The organism is Antribacter soli (genome assembly GCF_021568775.1).
GTDB classification, from domain to species: Bacteria; Actinomycetota; Actinomycetes; order Actinomycetales; family Cellulomonadaceae; genus Antribacter; species Antribacter soli.
This window is the reverse complement of record NZ_JAKGSG010000031.1, coordinates 1-16,810: the sequence shown is the minus strand read 5'-3', so window position 1 is coordinate 16,810 and position 16,810 is coordinate 1. Positions and strand designations below refer to the sequence as shown.

At 73.2% G+C, this 16,810-nt stretch carries 10 protein-coding genes; 6 read left to right on the top strand and 4 right to left on the bottom strand.

Annotated features, from left to right (window positions below):
• Window positions 1-6: 6 nt before the first annotated feature.
• Window positions 7-2,607 carry an AMP-binding protein gene (locus L1785_RS10890; protein ID WP_236089288.1) on the bottom strand — a complete coding sequence of 867 codons (2,601 nt, stop codon included), beginning with the start codon at window positions 2,605-2,607 and terminating at the stop codon, window positions 7-9.
• 54 nt (window positions 2,608-2,661) lie between these two features.
• Here L1785_RS10890 and L1785_RS10885 point away from each other — a divergent pair, with 54 nt between their 5' ends.
• The gene (locus L1785_RS10885) at window positions 2,662-3,249 is read left to right on the top strand and encodes a 4'-phosphopantetheinyl transferase family protein (protein WP_236089287.1); all 588 of its coding nucleotides are present in this window, start codon (window positions 2,662-2,664) and stop codon (window positions 3,247-3,249) included.
• Between the two features lie 195 nt (window positions 3,250-3,444).
• On the opposite strand, the gene L1785_RS10880 is transcribed toward L1785_RS10885, so the two are convergent.
• Genes L1785_RS10880 through L1785_RS10870 form a run of 3 tightly spaced genes read right to left on the bottom strand, consistent with a single transcriptional unit; the run spans window position 3,445 to window position 11,223 of the window.
• Window positions 3,445-4,671 (bottom strand): MFS transporter, encoded by a 1,227-nt coding sequence (locus L1785_RS10880; RefSeq protein ID WP_236089286.1) that lies wholly within the window; start codon window positions 4,669-4,671, stop codon window positions 3,445-3,447.
• A gap of 44 nt (window positions 4,672-4,715) precedes the next feature.
• Window positions 4,716-6,302 carry an HD domain-containing phosphohydrolase gene (locus L1785_RS23215; RefSeq protein WP_236089285.1) on the bottom strand — a complete coding sequence of 529 codons (1,587 nt, stop codon included), beginning with the start codon at window positions 6,300-6,302 and terminating at the stop codon, window positions 4,716-4,718.
• A gap of 49 nt (window positions 6,303-6,351) precedes the next feature.
• Window positions 6,352-11,223 (bottom strand): family 43 glycosylhydrolase, encoded by a 4,872-nt coding sequence (locus L1785_RS10870; RefSeq protein WP_236089284.1) that lies wholly within the window; start codon window positions 11,221-11,223, stop codon window positions 6,352-6,354.
• A gap of 186 nt (window positions 11,224-11,409) precedes the next feature.
• On the opposite strand from L1785_RS10870, the gene L1785_RS10865 reads away from it, so the two are divergent.
• The 5 genes from L1785_RS10865 (at window position 11,410) to L1785_RS10845 (ending at window position 16,721) form a co-directional block, all read left to right on the top strand.
• Window positions 11,410-11,865, top strand: coding sequence for a GyrI-like domain-containing protein (locus tag L1785_RS10865; protein ID WP_236089283.1), 456 nt, complete (start codon window positions 11,410-11,412; stop codon window positions 11,863-11,865).
• Window positions 11,866-11,883: 18 nt separating this feature from the next.
• The gene (locus L1785_RS10860) at window positions 11,884-13,383 is read left to right on the top strand and encodes a lipase maturation factor family protein (RefSeq protein ID WP_236089282.1); all 1,500 of its coding nucleotides are present in this window, start codon (window positions 11,884-11,886) and stop codon (window positions 13,381-13,383) included.
• 8 nt (window positions 13,384-13,391) lie between these two features.
• Window positions 13,392-14,669, top strand: coding sequence for a wax ester/triacylglycerol synthase domain-containing protein (locus L1785_RS10855; protein ID WP_236089281.1), 1,278 nt, complete (start codon window positions 13,392-13,394; stop codon window positions 14,667-14,669).
• A gap of 43 nt (window positions 14,670-14,712) precedes the next feature.
• Complete coding sequence (locus L1785_RS10850; protein WP_236089280.1) at window positions 14,713-15,204, top strand: hypothetical protein; 492 nt, start codon at window positions 14,713-14,715, stop codon at window positions 15,202-15,204.
• 191 nt (window positions 15,205-15,395) lie between these two features.
• On the top strand, window positions 15,396-16,721 hold the full coding sequence (locus tag L1785_RS10845) for an aminoacyl--tRNA ligase-related protein (protein WP_236089279.1): 1,326 nt from the start codon (window positions 15,396-15,398) through the stop codon (window positions 16,719-16,721).
• Window positions 16,722-16,810: the final 89 nt, after the last annotated feature.

Sequence of the window (16,810 nt, the reverse complement as noted above, 5' to 3'; positions counted from 1 at the left end):
TGACATTCATCGGGTCGGTGGGAGCACAAGGTCCTGCAGCCGCCGGACGGGGCGGTCGGCCACGCGCCAGAGCAGGCAGCCTGCGGCGATCGCGACCAGGGTCGCGCCGAGGGCGGTGGGAACGAGACCGAGGATCTGGAACTGGACGAGGTAGACGTAGAGAGATGCCGACGCGAGAAGGCTGATCAGGGGTACGGCTCGGGCAGGGAGGCGCACCTCCGGCAGGAGCGTCAGCGCCGCGATGCCCGCGAGCACCGTCGCGGTGCGTTGCGGGTCGTCGGGGAAGAACGTGATCCCGCCCACGACGGCGATGGCGAGGGTGAGCAGGCGGCGCCGGCGGGTGTCGGCGTACGCCACGGCGGCGCCGATCGCGAAGAGCCAGAACGTGGTCGGCATGATCCCGCGCAGCACACCCTCGCCGAGGTGCAGGATGACGAAGCGCGGTACGAGCGCGACGACCGCGACGGCCGCGGCGACGCGCCAGGGGTCACGCAGCCACGCTCGTCCGACCGCAGGGACCGACAGGACGGCGACGAGCGTGAGCGTGCTCGCGACCAGCGCGTCGATGAACCACAGCTCGTTGCGGAACCCGTACGTGACGTCACCGAACACCCAGTTGGCGAGCGCGACGTTGGCCCACCCGTAGCGGTCATGAGTGACCATGCCGAACAGGGCCACAGCGATCGTGGGGACCGCGACGCCGATGAGCGTGCGGGCGCTCGCCCGCCACCGGCCGCCTGTCGTGGGCATCGACAGGCCGAAGCGCGCGGCATTGAAGCCGGCCACCGCGAGCAGCGTGTGCGCCCCGCCGAGAATCCGGAACAGGTCGATGTGGGAGCCGCAGATGATCACGACGGCGATCGCGCGAATCAGGACGGACGTCTCCACGGTGCGCCACCCCGACCACGCCGCCCCCCCGCGGGCGTGGCCGGCCGTACCGCCCGCCGGTGCGGCGGGGCGGGAGCGCGCCAGCTCTACCAGCTCGCCGAGGGAGCGGTGGTGCCAGCCCCTGGGCAGCGGGCCGACGAGGGCCTCGAGCCGGACGGAGGCCTGGACGTGGCTGAGCGAGTCACCTCCGTGCTGGACGAAGCTGAGGTCGAGGTCGACGGCGTCGAGCCCGAGCACGTCTGCCACCGCTCCGGCCACGCTGACCGCGAGGGTCGTGCCCGTGTCGGCGGTCCCGTCGTCCGGCCCGGCGGTCCCGCCACGCGCGAGAGCGGCGCACGCGAGACGGTCGACCTTGCCGTTGGCCAGGCGGGGCAGGTCGACGACGACGGCGGCCGCGACCGCCGACGGACCGAGACCCGAGGCCTCTCCGGCCAGGCGCCGAGCGCGAGCAGCGGTCTCGACGGACGTCGTGCCGGCCTCGGGCTCGACCGTCACGGTCAGCCCGGACTCGTCGCCGCCCACGCACGCGACGAACCCGGCGGACTCGAGGACGCTCTCGACGGCGGCCACGTCGATCCGCAGGCCCATGACCTTGACGAAGCCGGATCGGCGCCCGCCCAGCCGCAGCAGGCCGTCCGGCCCGACGCTGCCGAGGTCGCCGGTGCGAAGCTCGGACAGCATGGGCCCGAGCGCGAGATCGTCGCAGTGCTCGGCGTAGCCCATCATGACGCCGGGACCTCGCACGACGACCTCACCGGTGCCGTCCGTCGCCTCTGGCACGGTGGTGTCCAGGTACAGGGAGGTCCCGGCCACGGGGCGTCCCACGGCGTCGGGATGATCGGCGACGAGTGCCGGGTCGAGCACGCAGATGCGGGCCGTCGCCTCGGTCTGGCCGTACATCACCGCGAGCTCCCACCCCTGGTCGCGGCCCAGCGCCGCCGTACGCAGCACGCGGTCGGGGTGCATGCGCCCTCCCGCCTGTGCGAGGAGGCGCAGGGAGGGGTGCGCCCGCTCGAGCGCGCCGGTGGACTCCATGAGCTCGACCATGTGCGGCACGACCGCGAGCGTGCTGACTCCCAGGTCGTCGACCGCGCTCCACAGTGCCTCGTCCATCACCGAGCCGTCGTGCAGCACCACCGAGCCGCCGGCGACCAGGTGTGAGTGGAGCACGGACAGCCCGAAGCAGTAGTGGAGGGGAAGGCTCGTGATCGCCCGGTCGAGCTCGGTGATGCGGAGTGCTTCGGCGATCGCAGCGGCGTTGCTCTGGACGTTCTCGTGGGACAGCCGCACGAGCTTCGGCGAGCCGGTGCTGCCGGAGGTGCTCAGGAGCAGCGCGAGGTCGGGATGGAGGAGATGGCGCGGGACCGAGGACATCGTCTCGAACGGCTGCTCGGGGTCGCCCGTCGCTGTGACATCCGGCCGGTACCGGTCCAGGATGGTGGCGGTGCGGGCGTCGTCGGGGGTCACCAGCGCGACGTGACCGGCCTGGAGGGTCGCGAGGTACGCCGTCACGCCGGCGAGGTCGGGGCGCAGCGGCAGATGGACGAGCCGCCGGCCCTGGGCGGCGTCCGGGAGCCGGCCCGCGAGGTCCTCGACGGCGGCGCGCAGCTCCTCGTGCGAGACGGTGCCCGACGCGGTCAGCAGCGCCGGCCGCCCATCCCATGCCGAGTCGACGGGCAGCAGGAGGCCACGGCGCGGGGCAGGGGCGAGGACGGTCACGGAAGGTAACGCTAACCTAACATAGGTTCTACACAGAAAACGGGAGGTCAGCCCATGGCTGTCGAGGTCTGGTGGTCCTCGCTCGCCGCAGCCGACCGCGATCTCCTGGGCATCCTCGACGCCACCGAACGGGCGCGGATCGAGTCACTCGACCGTCCTGCGGACCGGGGCCGTTCCCTGCTCGGAGCGGCATTGCTGCGCGTCGCGGTCGCCTCCCACCTCGGGTTGGCGCCGGCCGAGGTCGTGGTGGATCGCACCTGCAACGAGTGCGGCGGCCCCCACGGCGCCCCGCGGATCCTGAGTCCCGGCATGCCGGCGCCCTGGGTGTCCGTCTCGCACTCCGGCGTGCTGGCCGTGGTCGCGCTGAGCCCCCACGGGCCGGTCGGCGTCGACGTGCAGCGGCTCTCCGATCTCACCGACCCCCGGGCGGGACGGGACTGGGTGCGCCGGGAGGCACTGCTGAAGGCGGGGACGGCCGCACCGGAGATGGAGCGTGCGGTCACCTCGCCGGTCCCGGTCCAGACGGACGCAACCGCCCATGAGCTCCGGCCGCCGCTGAGCGGCTACGTCGCTGCTCTGGTCACGCTGGCACCGGCAGACACCGAGCTCGTGATCCGGCACTGGCCGCCGGCCCAGGGCTGAGCGGCCGACTGCGCGACGCGGTTGGCGCGTCGCCCCGCTGTGGGGGGTTTACGTGCGGGGTCCCGCGCTCCGGACCCGGCACTTACTCCGCCCACAGCGCATTCTGGTACCCGGTCACGGCCCGGTCGGCGGGAAGCGAGGTGTTCGACGACACACGGGCCTGGCCGCCCACCAAACCCGGACGTAGGACAGGTCCTAGGACCCAGGACCACGGCGGTGGCGGTCCAGGACGCGCTCGTCGTGGGGTAGCAGCGACCACGTCCACAGCGCGCCGACGACGGCGATCCCCGCGGCGACGCCGAACGCCCACGACGTCCCGACCGCCCGGGCGGTGAGCCCGAGGACCATGGGCCCCGCTCCGAGTCCGAGGTCGAGCGCCATGCTCGCGGTCCCCGACGCCGCACCACGCTCGGCGGGCGTCGCGGTGGCGAAGATCGCCGAGAAGAACGCCGGGGTGCTGAAGGTGACTCCCACCGCCATGAGCGCCGACCCCGCGAGCAGGGCCGCGGGCGTCCGCAGGCCCGCCACCAGGAGGAGGCCGGCCGCGATCGTGACGAGCGCCGCGGTGGCGAGGGGGAGCGCCGGCAGCCGGTCGACGACCCGGGCGAACGCGATGCGTCCGACGACGACCACGGAGCCATAGACCAGCAGGGGCAGGCTGAGATTCGCCATCCCGAGCGACTCGGCTCGTAGGGCGGCGAATGCCAGGAACCCGCCCATAGCCACCACGGACGCGAGGAAGCCGAGGCTGGGGCCGATCGCCGGCCGGTAGATCCACGCGGGCCTGCGGGTCGTGTCGGGCACCTGGCCGGCCGGTCGCGTCTCTCCGATGGACCAGGCCGTGGCCGCCCCGACGAGCGCGAGCACGCCCGCGCCGTACCACGCGCCGGTGAAGCCCACGGTGCCGATCAGGAGCTCGCCGAGCGGCGGCCCGAGCGTGATCCCCAGATAGAGCCCGAGCGAGTTGTAGCTCAGCGCCTCCCCGCGCCGGCTCTCGGGCGCGAGGTCGGCCAGCGCGGCGAAGGACGCGACGAAGAACGCCGCTTCGGCGACGCCGAGCAGCACCCGCAGCGCCACGACGAGCATGAGCGAGCCGGCGTGCGCGGTGAGGGCCAGGGTCGTCGCTGCGACGATCCCGCCGCCCACCATGAGCGGCGCGCGCCCCCAGAGGTCGCAGAGTCGTCCCGCGACGGGGCGGAGCAGGAGCGCGGAGAGCGCGAAGGCGCCGAACGCGAATCCCGCGCCGGCCGCGTCGGAGCCCATCGGACCGGTGACGTACAGGGGGAGCGCGAGGATGCCGACGCCGACCGAGGTGAAGTACGCGAGGTCGGCGAGAGCCAGGCGGACGAAGCGCGACGTCAGGAGGGGTTCGCGGGCCGGGGCGCCCGCGGTGCGCGGTGCGGGGGAGGTCGAGGTGCTCATGTCCTCAGGGTCAGGCCAGGCAGGGTGCTCCGACATGGGTAGACCTACCAATCCTGGGCGGCCGGCGGGCCGTCGTCGGCCCCCGCGCCGTCGTCGGCGGGCGGGCCGCCGAACAGGCCGTGCTCCATGGCGAACAGGGCCGCGCCCGCTCGCGTGGCGACGCCGATCCGGGAGTACACGTCCTGGATGTGGTGCTCTGCCGTCCTGGGGGAGATGACCAGCCTGGCGGCGACCTCCTTGTTGGACAGCCCGGCGGCCACGAGCCGGAGCACCTCGACCTGGCGTGAGGTGAGGCCCGCAGGGCGTACCCGGCGCCCGTTGCCTCGGTGACCGGCGGCCCCGAGCACCGCCTCGACGGCGTCGCCGTCGAGGCGCCCGGCCCGGACCTCGGCGAGGACGCGGTCCGCGGACTCGGTGGCGGGGCGCGGTGGATCGTGCGGGCGGCCCTCGAGCCAGGTCTGGTAGGCGTCGGCCGCGGCCAGCACGCGGGCCTCCATCGACAGGTCGGCCGCGAGCGCGCCGTGCGGGTAGCCGCTGCCGTCCAGGCGTTCGTGATGCCGCCCGACGAGCGGCGCCACCCCCGCGAGGGCGGGGACACGAGCCACGATCCGCTCCCCGTGATAGGGGTGGAGCCGCGCCTGGTCGCGCTCGGTCGCGCTCAGCGGACCGGCCTTGTTCCACACCCGGCTGGAGACCCCGGCGCGGCCGATGTCGTGCAGGTGGCCGGCACAGCGCAGCCGGCCGACCGTGTCCTCGGCCAGCCCGACCCGCCGTCCCGCGAGAGCCGTGAGCTCTGCCACTGCCGAGCTGTGACCGTGCAGCCACGGGCTCTTGAGGTCGACCATGTCCCCGAACACGCGGGCCACCTGCTCGACCCGCGCCCCGTCCACCAGGCGCACCGGGTCGGGCTCGGCGTCGAGCAGCAGCTCGTACGCGTCGACCTCGCCGATCCCGTCGAGGACCTCGTCCGCGCGGTCGGCAAGGGCGGCCGAGAGCTCTGGGTCGAGCGCGGTGCCCGCCCGGCGCCGCACCTCGGCGCGTGCGCGGTCGCGCGACTCGAGCAGGGTGAACGTCGTCGCGATCGAGGCGACGTGCGTCAGGCGCGTGGCGAGCGGGATGGCGCCGCCCGCGACAGCCGGGACGCCCCGCCCGTCCCACGACGCGGTGGTGTGCCCGAGCGCGTCCTGCACCGGCTCCGTGAGCCCGAGGCGCCGGGACGCCTCGCGGGCCACCTCGCACGTCGCGGCCGGGCCCTCCCGGTCGATCGCCGAGGAGTGGCGCAGCAGGGCGACCGCGACGGCCGCGCGCGACCGCCCCGTCGCGCCCGCGAGCGCCGGCACGAGCGTGCCGAGCGCCTCGCGCGTCCTCGTGAGGTCGGCCCGCAGGGACATCCGCGTCGCGACGACATCGTCGCCCAGCGCGGCCGCGAGCTCGACCGAGTACGCCGTGCAGCCGACGTGCTCCAGCAGCGAGACGTAGACCACGTCGTGGACCGCCTCGGCCTCGCACCCCAGCACCCGGGCGAGCCGGCAGGCCACGACCGCGCGCGCGAGCGACTCGTCGGTCGCGGCACCGGTGCCGAGGTCCGTGACGGCGGCGAGCCCCCCGAGGAGCCCTAGGAGGCGGAACACCTCTTCACGATGGCACACGGGGGACTCGCCGGCCCTGCTACACCGTCGTCTACCCCTTGCGCGTGACCACGGCGGTGGGCGCGGACACCGCCGAGCCCGGGAGCGCACCCTCGAGCGTCGCCGTGACCCGGACCGACAGGCGGTGGCCGACGTCCGCACTCGTGAGCCGGAACGTCTGGCCCACCGCACCGGCCACCGGCTCGCCGTCACGCAGCCACTGGTAGGCGAACGTCAGCACCTCCTCGGGCTGGTCCCACTCGCCGGGCGTCGCGGTGAGCGTGGAGCCGACCGTGGTCTTGCCCAGCGCCTTGGGTGCCTTGAGCGCCTGCGGCGCGGGGTCGAGCGTCGTCGGCACGCCGAGGGTGCCCTGGAAGCTCGCGTTCCCGGCCACGTCCGCGGCCCGGAAGCCGACGGTGTGCGGGAACTCGTCGACCACGAGCGGGCCGGTGTACGCCAGCCAGGAGCCGCCGTCGAGCTGGTACTCGACCGACGCGACACCGGAGCCGGCGTCGGTGGCGGTCACCGTGACCGTGCGGCCGGAGAGGTCCGCCACGACCGCGGGCGGCTCGTCGTCGACCTTCACCGTGAGCGTGTGCGTCGCGCTCCACTGCAGGTTGGTGCCTTGCGCGCGGTAGTCGACGACATGGGTCCCGGCCGGGAGGTCCACCGGGGCGTCGTACGCCGTCCAGGCGCCGCCGTCGAGCCGGTACCGCAGCCCGGCCACGCCGTCGCCGCCGGTCACGGTGAGGGCCGCGTCCGCGCCGTACCACCCGTCCGCACCGGCGTCGGAGACCGAGGCCTGCGGCTCGGCGCCCGCGTAGGTGAGCGGATCGATGCTCGTGAGCGTCGGCACGACCTTCGCCATCGTCCCGTCGGCGTTGAAGGTCAGCCGGTCGATCGTGGTCTCCCGGTGCGTCCCGTCACCGCCGGGCATCGCGAACCGGTGGTAGGCGATGTACCACTCGTCGGTGCCGGCCACCTGGACGATCGAGCTGTGCCCGGTCGCGAGGATGCCCTGGGTGGTGTCCTTCTCCAGGATGACGCCGCGGTAGGTCCACGGGCCGGCGATGCTGGTGGCGGTGGCGTAGCCGGTCCGATAGTTGACCGAGCCGGTGTCGTCGATCGCGTACGTCAGGTGGTACAGCCCGTCGCGGTAGTTGAGGAAGCTGCCCTCACGGAAGCTCGTGAGGCCGCTGATCTTCGCGAGCGTCTCCTGCTTGATCGACAGCATGTCGTCGCTCAGCTCGGCGTACACCGGCGAACCGTTGCCCCAGAACAGGAAGTACTTGCCGGTCTCCGGGTCCTGGAACGCTGCCGGGTCGATCGCCTGGCCCGAGGTCACCGCCTCGTTGTTGAGGATCATCGCGGTCGGCTGCGCGGTGAACGGGCCCTCGGGGCTGTCGGCCACCGCGACACCGATCGTCTTGCGGTTGTAGGTCGGGTTGTGGCCGGAGAAGTAGAAGTAGTACTTCCCGTCCCGCTCGATGATGGTCGGTGCCCAGGCGTTCCCGGTCGCCCACGGCACGTCACCGTTCGCACCGTCGAGGGTCAGGAACGGCTCCGCGGACCGCTCCCAGTCGGCCAGGTTCGTGGACTTCCAGACGTAGAAGTCCTTGCCGCCCCAGCCGGCGACGCCGTCGGTGGTCGCGTAGATGTAGTAGGTGTCGCCGAAGCGCACGATGTTCGGGTCGGCGTACAGGCCCGGCAGAACCGGCGAGCGCATCTCGACGGCGCGCACCGTCCAGGCCCGGCTGCTGCCGTCCTGGGCGGTGACCGTGAACGTCTTGGCGGACGACAGGTCGACCGGGCCGGTGACCGCCGGCGAGATCGTCGACGTGGACACGACCTGGAAGGCCGGCTCCAGCGCCGTCAGGTCGGTGCCGGGCGTCATCGGCAGCGTCACCGTCGAGGTCGCGGCGTCGATCACGGCGGGGACCTTGAGACCGGCGACGGTCGCGCCGGTGATGGCCGTCGGGTCGGCGCCGAGCTCCCTGACCTCGTCGGCCGACAGGGCTCGGTTGTAGACGCGGAAGTCGCGCACCTTGCCCTTGAGGTACTTGTCGGCGGTGTAGTTGGAGCGGCCGATGTAGTTGGCCGTCGTCCGGCCGTCCCCGATGTCGCCGGGCTTGATCGTGACGCCGGTCCTCTGGCCGACCTGCACGCCGTCGAGGTAGAGCGTGGCCGTGCCGCCCTGGAGGGTGTAGGTCAGCGTCTTCCAGGCGCCGCGCGGCAGCGCCGAACCGGACGTCACGGTCTGCTCGGTGCTCCAGTTCCCGGAGGCGATCGACGAACGGTAGTTGTTGCCCGTGGTGAACAGGTACCCGTTGCCGGTGCCACCGCCGTCGGTGTTGCCCAGGCCCCAGATGAAGTAGGGCGTCGCCTGCGTCGAGTCGATCCACACCTTCGACGAGACGGTGATCGCGTCGAGCCCGGCCATCATGTCGTCGGGCAGCTTCACGTGGCCGTTGGTCCCGCCGAGGGTGAGCGAGCCGTCGACCCAGGTGGCGTCACCGCTGACCGCGCCGTCGTAGCCGTGGCCCGTGCTGTCCGCGGCGACGGTGCCGTTGGTCTCGTCGAGCTCGTAGTGCGCGACCAGGCCGTTCTCGTCGGCCACGACGGGCGTCGGCGGCTCCGGGATCACGATGCCCGCGCGCAGCTGCGCGAGCTCGGCCGCGGTGACCGGGATGACGGTGCCGTGGCGGGGGCTGGCGGGCAGGTCGTACGTCGGAGCCACCTGCCAGTTCGGGTTCTCGAGGTCGGCGGTGCCGAGCGGGATGTAGCCGCGGCCGCCGTACTCGTCGACGAAGAGGTAGAACGGCGAGCCGGAGGTGTCACCCGGGTTGGCCTTGAAGACGGTCGGTCCCTCGACCGCCGAGGTTCCCGCCTTCTTGCCGATGCAGCCGGTCATGAACTGCCACGACGGGTTGCCGGGCAGGTCGACGGCGGTCAGCGACGTGGACTTCTCCTGGATGATGTCGGAGCAGCCGGTGCCGCCGCCGCCCTCGTCCTTGGTGAAGCGGTAGTAGACGCCGCTCTCCTTGATCACCGTGGAGTCGATCCGCGACTCACCGCGGTCCTGCCAGATCTGCGCCTCGCTGAACGTGACGAAGTCGCGCGTCGTCGAGTAGAGCATCCGGTTGTACGCGCTGCCGGTGTGGTTCGGGTCGTCCGCGGCGTACAGCTTCGAGGCCCAGAACACGACGTACTGCCCGAGCGCCTCGTCCCAGTAGGCCTCCGGCGCCCAGGTGTTGCCGGCGGTGTCGGGAGAGATCTTCACGTGCCGCTGCGCGGACCAGTTGATCAGGTCGGTGGACTCCCAGATCTCGAGGTACTTGCTGCCCTGCCGCTGCGCCACGTCCCAGTTGCCGTTCCGGCCGATGGACAGGTCGGTGGCGATCAGGAAGAAGCGGTCGCCCTCGGGGGAGCGGATCAGGAACGGGTCGCGCAGGCCGAGGGTGCCGAAGGTCGACTCGAGCGTCGGCTGGCCGTTGTTGAGCTCGTCCCACTTCAGCGCGTCGTTGCCGCGGCTCGCCGCGAAGTAGATCTTCTCGCCGGCGATCGAGTTGCCGGTGAAGTAGCTGAACGCATAGCCCTCGTACGCCGCCGGGGCCGGCAGCTCGCGCACCGTCAGGACGATCGCGCGGGTGGCGGTCGCGCCGCCGACGGCGACGGAGGCGGTCAGGGTGACCTGGGCGTCTCCGGCACCGGGCGCGGGGCGCTGGACGATGCCGTCGGCGCCGACCACGGCGGGGGCGGAGGACGCCCAGGTGACTGACGCGTCGTACAGGCCGGACGTCGGCAGGGTGAGGTGGCCGCGCACGTCGTCGGCGTGCACGATGCTCAGCGCGGCGGCTGCCGCGTCCGCCTTGGACTGGTCGCCCTCGTCGGGCAGCACGGTGGCGACGAACGTCTTGGTGTCCGAGCCCGAGCCGCGGGTCAGGGTCGCGGTGAGCGTGACGTCGACCGGGCCGGACCCGGCACCGGGGCGCGTGACGTTGCCGGAGGCGTCGAGGTGCGCCGGGTCGCTGGACGACCAGGCGATCGTCGAGCCGTACTCGCCTGCGGCCGGGAGGGTGAGGTCGCCGGTGACGGCGGAGAGGTCGCCGAGTGCGAGGGTCGCGACGTCGGCCGCGAGCCGGTTCGCGTCGGTGAGCGCGATCGAGGACACCTCTGCCGCCGTCAGCGCGCGGTTGTAGATCCGGAAGTTGCGGAGCTTGCCCTTGAGGCTGTTGTCGCTGGCGTAGTTGGACTCGCCGAGCAGGTTGTTCGTGGTCACGCCGCCGCCGACCTGGCTCGGCAGCACCGTCACAGCGGTGTTCTGGCCGACCTGGACGCCGTCCTCGTAGAGCGTGCCGGTGGTGCCGGTCTGGGTGTAGGTGACCGTCTTCCAGACTCCGCGGGCAAGGTTGCCGCTCGGCGACTTCGCCGTGACCTTCTCGCCCGCCCAGTTCGTCGTGGTGATGCCCGCTCGGAACGCGTTGCCGCTGGCGAAGAGGTAGCCGGTGCCGGAGCTCCCGGTCGCGGTGTTGCCAAGGCCCCAGAGGAAGAACGGCGTCGCCTGGTCGGTGGCGACGAGCACGTCGGTCGACACGGTGATCGCCGACAGCCCGGTCATCAGGTTGTTCGGCAGCTTGACGTGGTCGTCGACGCCGTCGAGCGACAGGCTCGATCCGGTCCACGTGCCGCCCCCGGCCAGCGTCCCGTCGCGGCCGTTGCCCGAGCTGTCGGTCACCGTGGTGCCCGAGGTCTGGGTGAGGTCGTAGCGCAGGAGCAGCCCGTCGGTCACGTCGGCCGTCTCGGCCGCGAGCGCCGGCGCCGCGCTCCCCGGTAGTAAGAGGATCGAGCTTCCGATCAGCGCGAGGACGGCGCTCGCGGCGACCGCGCGAACGGCGCGAAAGGGTGGACGGGTGCTTCGTTGCACGGTGACCTCGCGAGAAATGTGAGCGTTAACAGTCGCGCAATGTCACCACCCACGGAATCTTCGTGTCAAGCCGCGCGGGCCGGTGCGGAGACGAGTCGGCCGGTCGAGGTGCGCCGACCAGGGCTGATGGCTGATGCTGGAAATGCCGGGCCGTGCGGTGCCCGGCGTGGACGAGAGGCGGACGAGATGGACGTCGTGCGGGGTGAGCGTGCAGCGCAGGAGATCGTGGGCCTGCACGAGTCGGTGCGGATGGACGAGCTCAGGGAGTTCTTCCCTCGGGCCATGGCGGCCGCCGCCGAAGCGCTCGAGGCGCGAGGGGTGGACCCGGGGGGCCCGGCGGTCGCGCTCTACGAGGGCATGGACGCGGAGACGTTCGACGTGACCGCCGGGTACCCGGTGCCCTCGGGTGCCGCGCCGTCGGACGACGTCGTCGCGGCGATGCTGCCTGCGGGCGCGACGGTGGAGGTCATCCACCGAGGGCCCTACGAGAGCCTGCGGACCACGTACGAGGAGCTCACGGCCTGGTTCGAGGAGAACGGGATGACCCCGCCCCCGGTGATGTGGGAGGAGTACCTGGTCGGTCCCGAGAGCGAGGCGGACCCCGGTCAGTGGCAGACGCGCATCGTGTACCCGATGGGCTGAGAGCTGGCGCGTGACGGCATGGCCGGCCCTCTGCCCGACTGGCTCGGCTGGTGGTCCACCGCGGACTACCACGTCGCGCGCGCGGTGCTCCAGCGTGGCTTCGGCGCGCTGTACGCGCTCGCGTTCTGGGGTGCGCTGCGCCAGTTCCGGCCGTTGCTCGGCGAGCACGGCCTGCAGCCCGTCGCCGTGTTCGTGGCGCGGACGCGCTGGCGCGACGCGCCGTCGTTGTTCCGGTGGCGCTACTCGGACCGCCTGCTCGCGGCGTGCACGTGGTCCGGCGTGCTGCTGGGGGCGAGCGTCGTCGCCGGGCTACCGCAGGCTGGCCCCTGGTGGGTGCCCACCCTCGTGTTCCTGGCGCTGTGGTGGCTGTACCTGTCGCTGGTCAACGTGGGCCAGCGCTTCTACGCCTTCGGCTGGGAGTCGCTGCTGTGCGAGGCCGGGTTCCTCGTCGCGTTCCTCGGGTCCGACGTCGTACCGGCGCCCTTCCTGATGATCCTCGCCGTGCGCTGGCTCCTCTTCCGGCTGGAGCACGGCGCGGGCCTCATCAAGTGGCGTGGCGACCCGGCCTGGCGCGACCGCACAGCCCTCTACTACCACCACGAGACCCAGCCGCTGCCCGGCCCGTTCTCCTGGCACGCCCACCACCTGCCGCGGTGGTGGCACCGGGTCGAGGTCGTCGGCACCTTCGTCACGCAGCTCGCGGTCCCGTGGCTGCTCTTCCTGCCGCAGCCCTTCCCGTCGGTCGCGGGCGTCGCGTTCGCCCTCACCCAGGGTTGGCTCGTCGTGACCGGCAACTTCGCGTGGCTCAACTGGGCCACGATCGTCCTGGCCGTGGGCGTGATCAACGACGGCACGTGGGCCTGGCTGGGCAGGCTCCTCCCGTTCGTGCCCGACGACGTCCCGCCCGCCACCGCGGCGGCCGCTTCGCCCGGGGCGCCGCTCGCCTACGTGGTCGTGGTCACCGCCGTGGCGCTGCTGATCACCGTGCTCTCGGTGCGGCCGGCCCGGAACCTCATGTCGCGCAACCAGCGGATGAACGCCAGCTTCGAGCCGTTCCAGCTCGTCAACGCCTACGGGGCGTTCGGCTCCATGACGCGGCGCCGCGACGAGATCGTCGTGGAGGGCACCCTCGTCGAGAGACCGGGGCCCGACGACTGGGTCGAGTACGAGTTCCGGGGCAAGCCCGGCCCCGTGGACCGGCGGCCGCCTCAGGTGGCGCCCTACCACCTGAGGCTGGACTGGCTGATGTGGTTCCTTCCCCTGGGCCACCCCGCCGGGTGGTTCGAGGTGTTCCTCCGCCGGTTGCTGGAGGCCGACCCCCCGACGCTGCGGCTGCTGCGTCGCGACCCGTTCGGAGGGCGTCCGCCGCGCGCCGTGCGGGCGGTGATGTACCGGTACCGGTACACCACGCCCGAGGAGCGGCGCCGGACCGGTAACTGGTGGGCGCGGGAACGGCTGGGGGTCGTGGTCGACGCCGTGCAGCTCGCAGGCGGATCGCTCAGGTGGCCGCCCGAATGAACGGGAGCATGACCGAGCGGCTCACGGCTGCCGACGCGTCGAACATCGCGATGGACACCCCCTATCAGGTGAACGTGTTCCTGATGGCCGGCGTGCTCGCGCCGGGAGGCCCCGTCGGTCCCGACGGTGGGGTCGACCTCAGGGAGCTGCGGTCTGCCCTGGCCGATCGGGTCGTGGTCGCGCCCCGCCTCGCCCAGCGGGTGCGACGTGTCAGGCGTGCGCTCGTGTGGCAACCGGTGAGCCTCGATCTGGCTCAGCACGTGCGACGCGTCGCGCCGGTCGACGGGCAAGGAGGGTTCGAGGCGCTCTGCGCGCGCCTCATCGTCACCCCGCTCCCGCTCGACCGACCGCTCTGGGAGCTGCTCGTCGTCCCGGGTGTCGCACCCGCCAGGACGGGGGTCGTGTTCCGCGTGCACCACGCGATGGCGGACGGCGTCGCCGCGGTCCGGCTCGCGCAGGCGCTGATGGACCCGGCCGTGCCCACGACGGGTGCCCGCGAGCCGTCGTCGGCGAGACAGGCGGCTGCCGCCCCCGGTCTCACGGGACGGCGGCGTGTGCTGCGGGCTCGTCTGCGCACGGTTGCGTCGGGGGTCGAGCGCACGGCCGCGGTCCTGCGACCTGCGGTGCCTCGGACGGCGCTGCTCGGTCGGATCGGGCCTCGCCGGGCGGTGGCGTTCGTCGACGTCGAGCTCGACGCGCTCGCCGTCGGCGCCGACCTTGCCGGTGCGACCGTCAACGACGCGCTGCTCGCCGCGGTCGCGGCCGCCGTCCGGGCTGCGCTGCTGGCGTGCGGAGAGGAACCCCCGGCGAGCCTGCCCGCGAGCGTGCCGGTCGCCCTGCGCGAGCGTGGCCCGTCCGGCAACGCCGTCGGTGTGATGCTCGTCCCGCTGCCCCTGGGCGAGGCGGATGTCGTGCGGCGCCTGCGCCGGGTCGCCGAGCTCACCCGCGCAGGCAAGGAGGAGGCGCGCTCGCGCGGCACCTTCGAGCTCACCCGAACACGGCTCGGCACCTGGCTGTTCATGCGCCTCGCCCGTCATCAGCGCCTCGTCGCGCTGTTCGTGACGAACGTGCCGGGTCCGCGGCATCCGCTCGCCCTCGCGGGCGCGCGACTGGAGCGGATCTGGCCCGTCACTCCGCTCGCGGGCAACGTGCGGCTCGGTGTCGCGGCGATCTCCTACGACGGGGTGCTGCGCTGCGCTGTCCACTGTGACGGCGACGCGGTGCCGGCGGCGGTGATCGCGCGGACCCTCCAGGACGAGCTGGCCCGGATCGCGTCGCTGGCGTGAGCGCCATGCACGGTCATGTCGGGCATGCGGAATGATGCGCTTCATGAAGTTCGAGTATTTTACGGTTCCCGATGACGAGGCTGCCGCCCTGACCGTGGACGGAGCCCCGATCGACGGGAGCGTGCGGTCCCAGGTCGTGGACCCGGCTTCCGTCCTGGGGCAGCTGGAACGGCTGCTGGGCGGGCCGACCGGCGACGACGGCCTGCGCAGCGCCCAGCTCGTCGCCGAGAGCGCGGACGGCGCCCGCCTCGTGATCCGTCTGTCCGCCCATCTCGTGTCGTTGTTCGCGATGGTGCAGCCCGCGACGCTGGACGCCCTCGTCGGTCAGTGGATGTTGTCCCGCCGGTTCCGTCGTGCCGCGCCCGAGGACCTGCATGCCTTCGCCGCCGGGTTGCACGGCCTGTGCCGCGGCGCCGGCCGGCGTGTCTACTGCCGGGCGACCGCGGACGAGAGCGAGCTGGCCGCCGCTGCCGCCCCAGCCTCGCCGGCCAGTGAGGCGGACGGGGCCGAGCCGAGGCCGCTGCCGCGCCGATGAGTCGGCGCAAGGTCATGCCCGCCGACGAGCGGGTGGGGTAGTGTCTGGCTCATGCACAGCGCACTCGCCACGACGACGCCGGAACCCTCCGGCGCGCGCTGACCTGCACCCGCAGCACACCAGGCCCCGGAGCTCGCTCCGGGGCCTTCGTCGTCCCCCGTCGCGGCTCCACGACCGGGAGGAGACCCCCCGTGAGCACCGACCACCGCGAGCTCGGGCGCGAGATGCGCCTCTTCGCCACCAGCCCCCTCGTCGGCCCCGGGCTGCCGTTGTGGCTGCCCGCCGGCGCGGCCGTGCGCCGCGAGCTCGAGCAGTACGCGAACGAGGTCGCGGTCGCGACCGGCTGCGAGCCCGTGTACTCGCCCGTCCTGGGCAAGCGGGCGTTGTACGAGCGCTCGGGCCACTGGGCGAAGTTCGCCGACGACATGTTCCCGCCCCTCGACCTCGGGTCGCCCGACCCGGGCGACCAGCTCGTCCTGCGCCCCGCCAACTGCCCGCACCACGCGCAGGTGTACGCGTCGGAGCAGCGCTCGTACCGTGACCTGCCGGTTCGCCTGCACGAGCTCGGGTCGATGTTCCGTGCCGAGCGGTCCGGCGTGCTGTCGGGGCTGAGCCGTGTCCGTCAGATCACCCTCGACGACACCCACGTCTTCTGCCGGCCCGACCAGGTACAGGCCGAGGTGCGGACCGCGCTCGGTGCCGTGCTGGAGGTGCTGGGCGTCCTCGGCCTCGAGGCGGACCACCTGCGCCTGTCCGCCCGCGACGGCTCCGACCGCTGGCTCGGCTCGCCCGAGCAGTGGGAGGAGGCGCAGGGCCAGCTCCGGGAGGCGCTCCGGGAGGTCCTGGGCGGGGCCGGAGCCGGGGCTGGGCAGGCCGGTTCGTCTGTGCCAGGCCCGGCGGTGCCGTGGCGGGAGGTCGCGGGCGAGGCCGCGTTCTACGGGCCGAAGATCGACGTCCAGGTCATCGACGCGGCGGGCCACGAGGAGACCCTCGCGACCGTACAGGTCGACTTCAACCAGCCCGAGCGCTTCGACCTCGACTACACCGACGCCGACGGCGAGCAACGCCGCGTGGTGATGATCCATCGCGGCACCGTCGGGTCGATGGAGCGCATGGTCGCCTTCCTGCTCGAGCGGCACGAGGGTCGCCTGCCGTTCTGGCTCGCTCCGGTCCAGCTCTGCCTGCTCCCGCTGCCCGGCGTCGGGCAGCAGGACGACGACGCGGCGGACCCCGCGGTGGACCCTGTGGCGGCGGCCCACGCGGCCGTCGAGCTGCTGCGGCGTCGTGGCCTGCGGGTGCGGCTGGAGCCGGACGGGTCGCTCGGCAACCGGGTGCGGCTGGCGCGCGGGCGGAGAGACGCGCTGCTCGGGGTGATCGGGCCGGCCGAGGCCGCGGCGGGGCTCGTCGCCGTCACCGACCCGGCCACCGGCGTGCGGGTCACCCTCCCGGTCGCGGACCTCGTGGACCGGATGTCCCGAGCCCGGGCGGACCGGGCGCACCGGGTCACCCTCACCTGACCCCCCGTCTCGGGGGGGGGGGGGGGGGGGGGGGGGGGGGGGGGGGGGGGGGGGCCGGCGGGCCGGGCGGGCGCGGGCGCGCGGGGGGG

Coding starts and splice junctions, on each gene's coding strand:
- L1785_RS10850 (WP_236089280.1), top strand. CDS start 14,713: ATGAAGTTCGAGTATTTTACGGTTCCCGATGACGAGGCTGCCGCCCTG.
- L1785_RS10860 (WP_236089282.1), top strand. CDS start 11,884: ATGGCCGGCCCTCTGCCCGACTGGCTCGGCTGGTGGTCCACCGCGGAC.
- L1785_RS10855 (WP_236089281.1), top strand. CDS start 13,392: ATGACCGAGCGGCTCACGGCTGCCGACGCGTCGAACATCGCGATGGAC.
- L1785_RS10885 (WP_236089287.1), top strand. CDS start 2,662: ATGGCTGTCGAGGTCTGGTGGTCCTCGCTCGCCGCAGCCGACCGCGAT.
- L1785_RS10880 (WP_236089286.1), bottom strand. CDS start 4,671: ATGAGCACCTCGACCTCCCCCGCACCGCGCACCGCGGGCGCCCCGGCC.
- L1785_RS10865 (WP_236089283.1), top strand. CDS start 11,410: ATGGACGTCGTGCGGGGTGAGCGTGCAGCGCAGGAGATCGTGGGCCTG.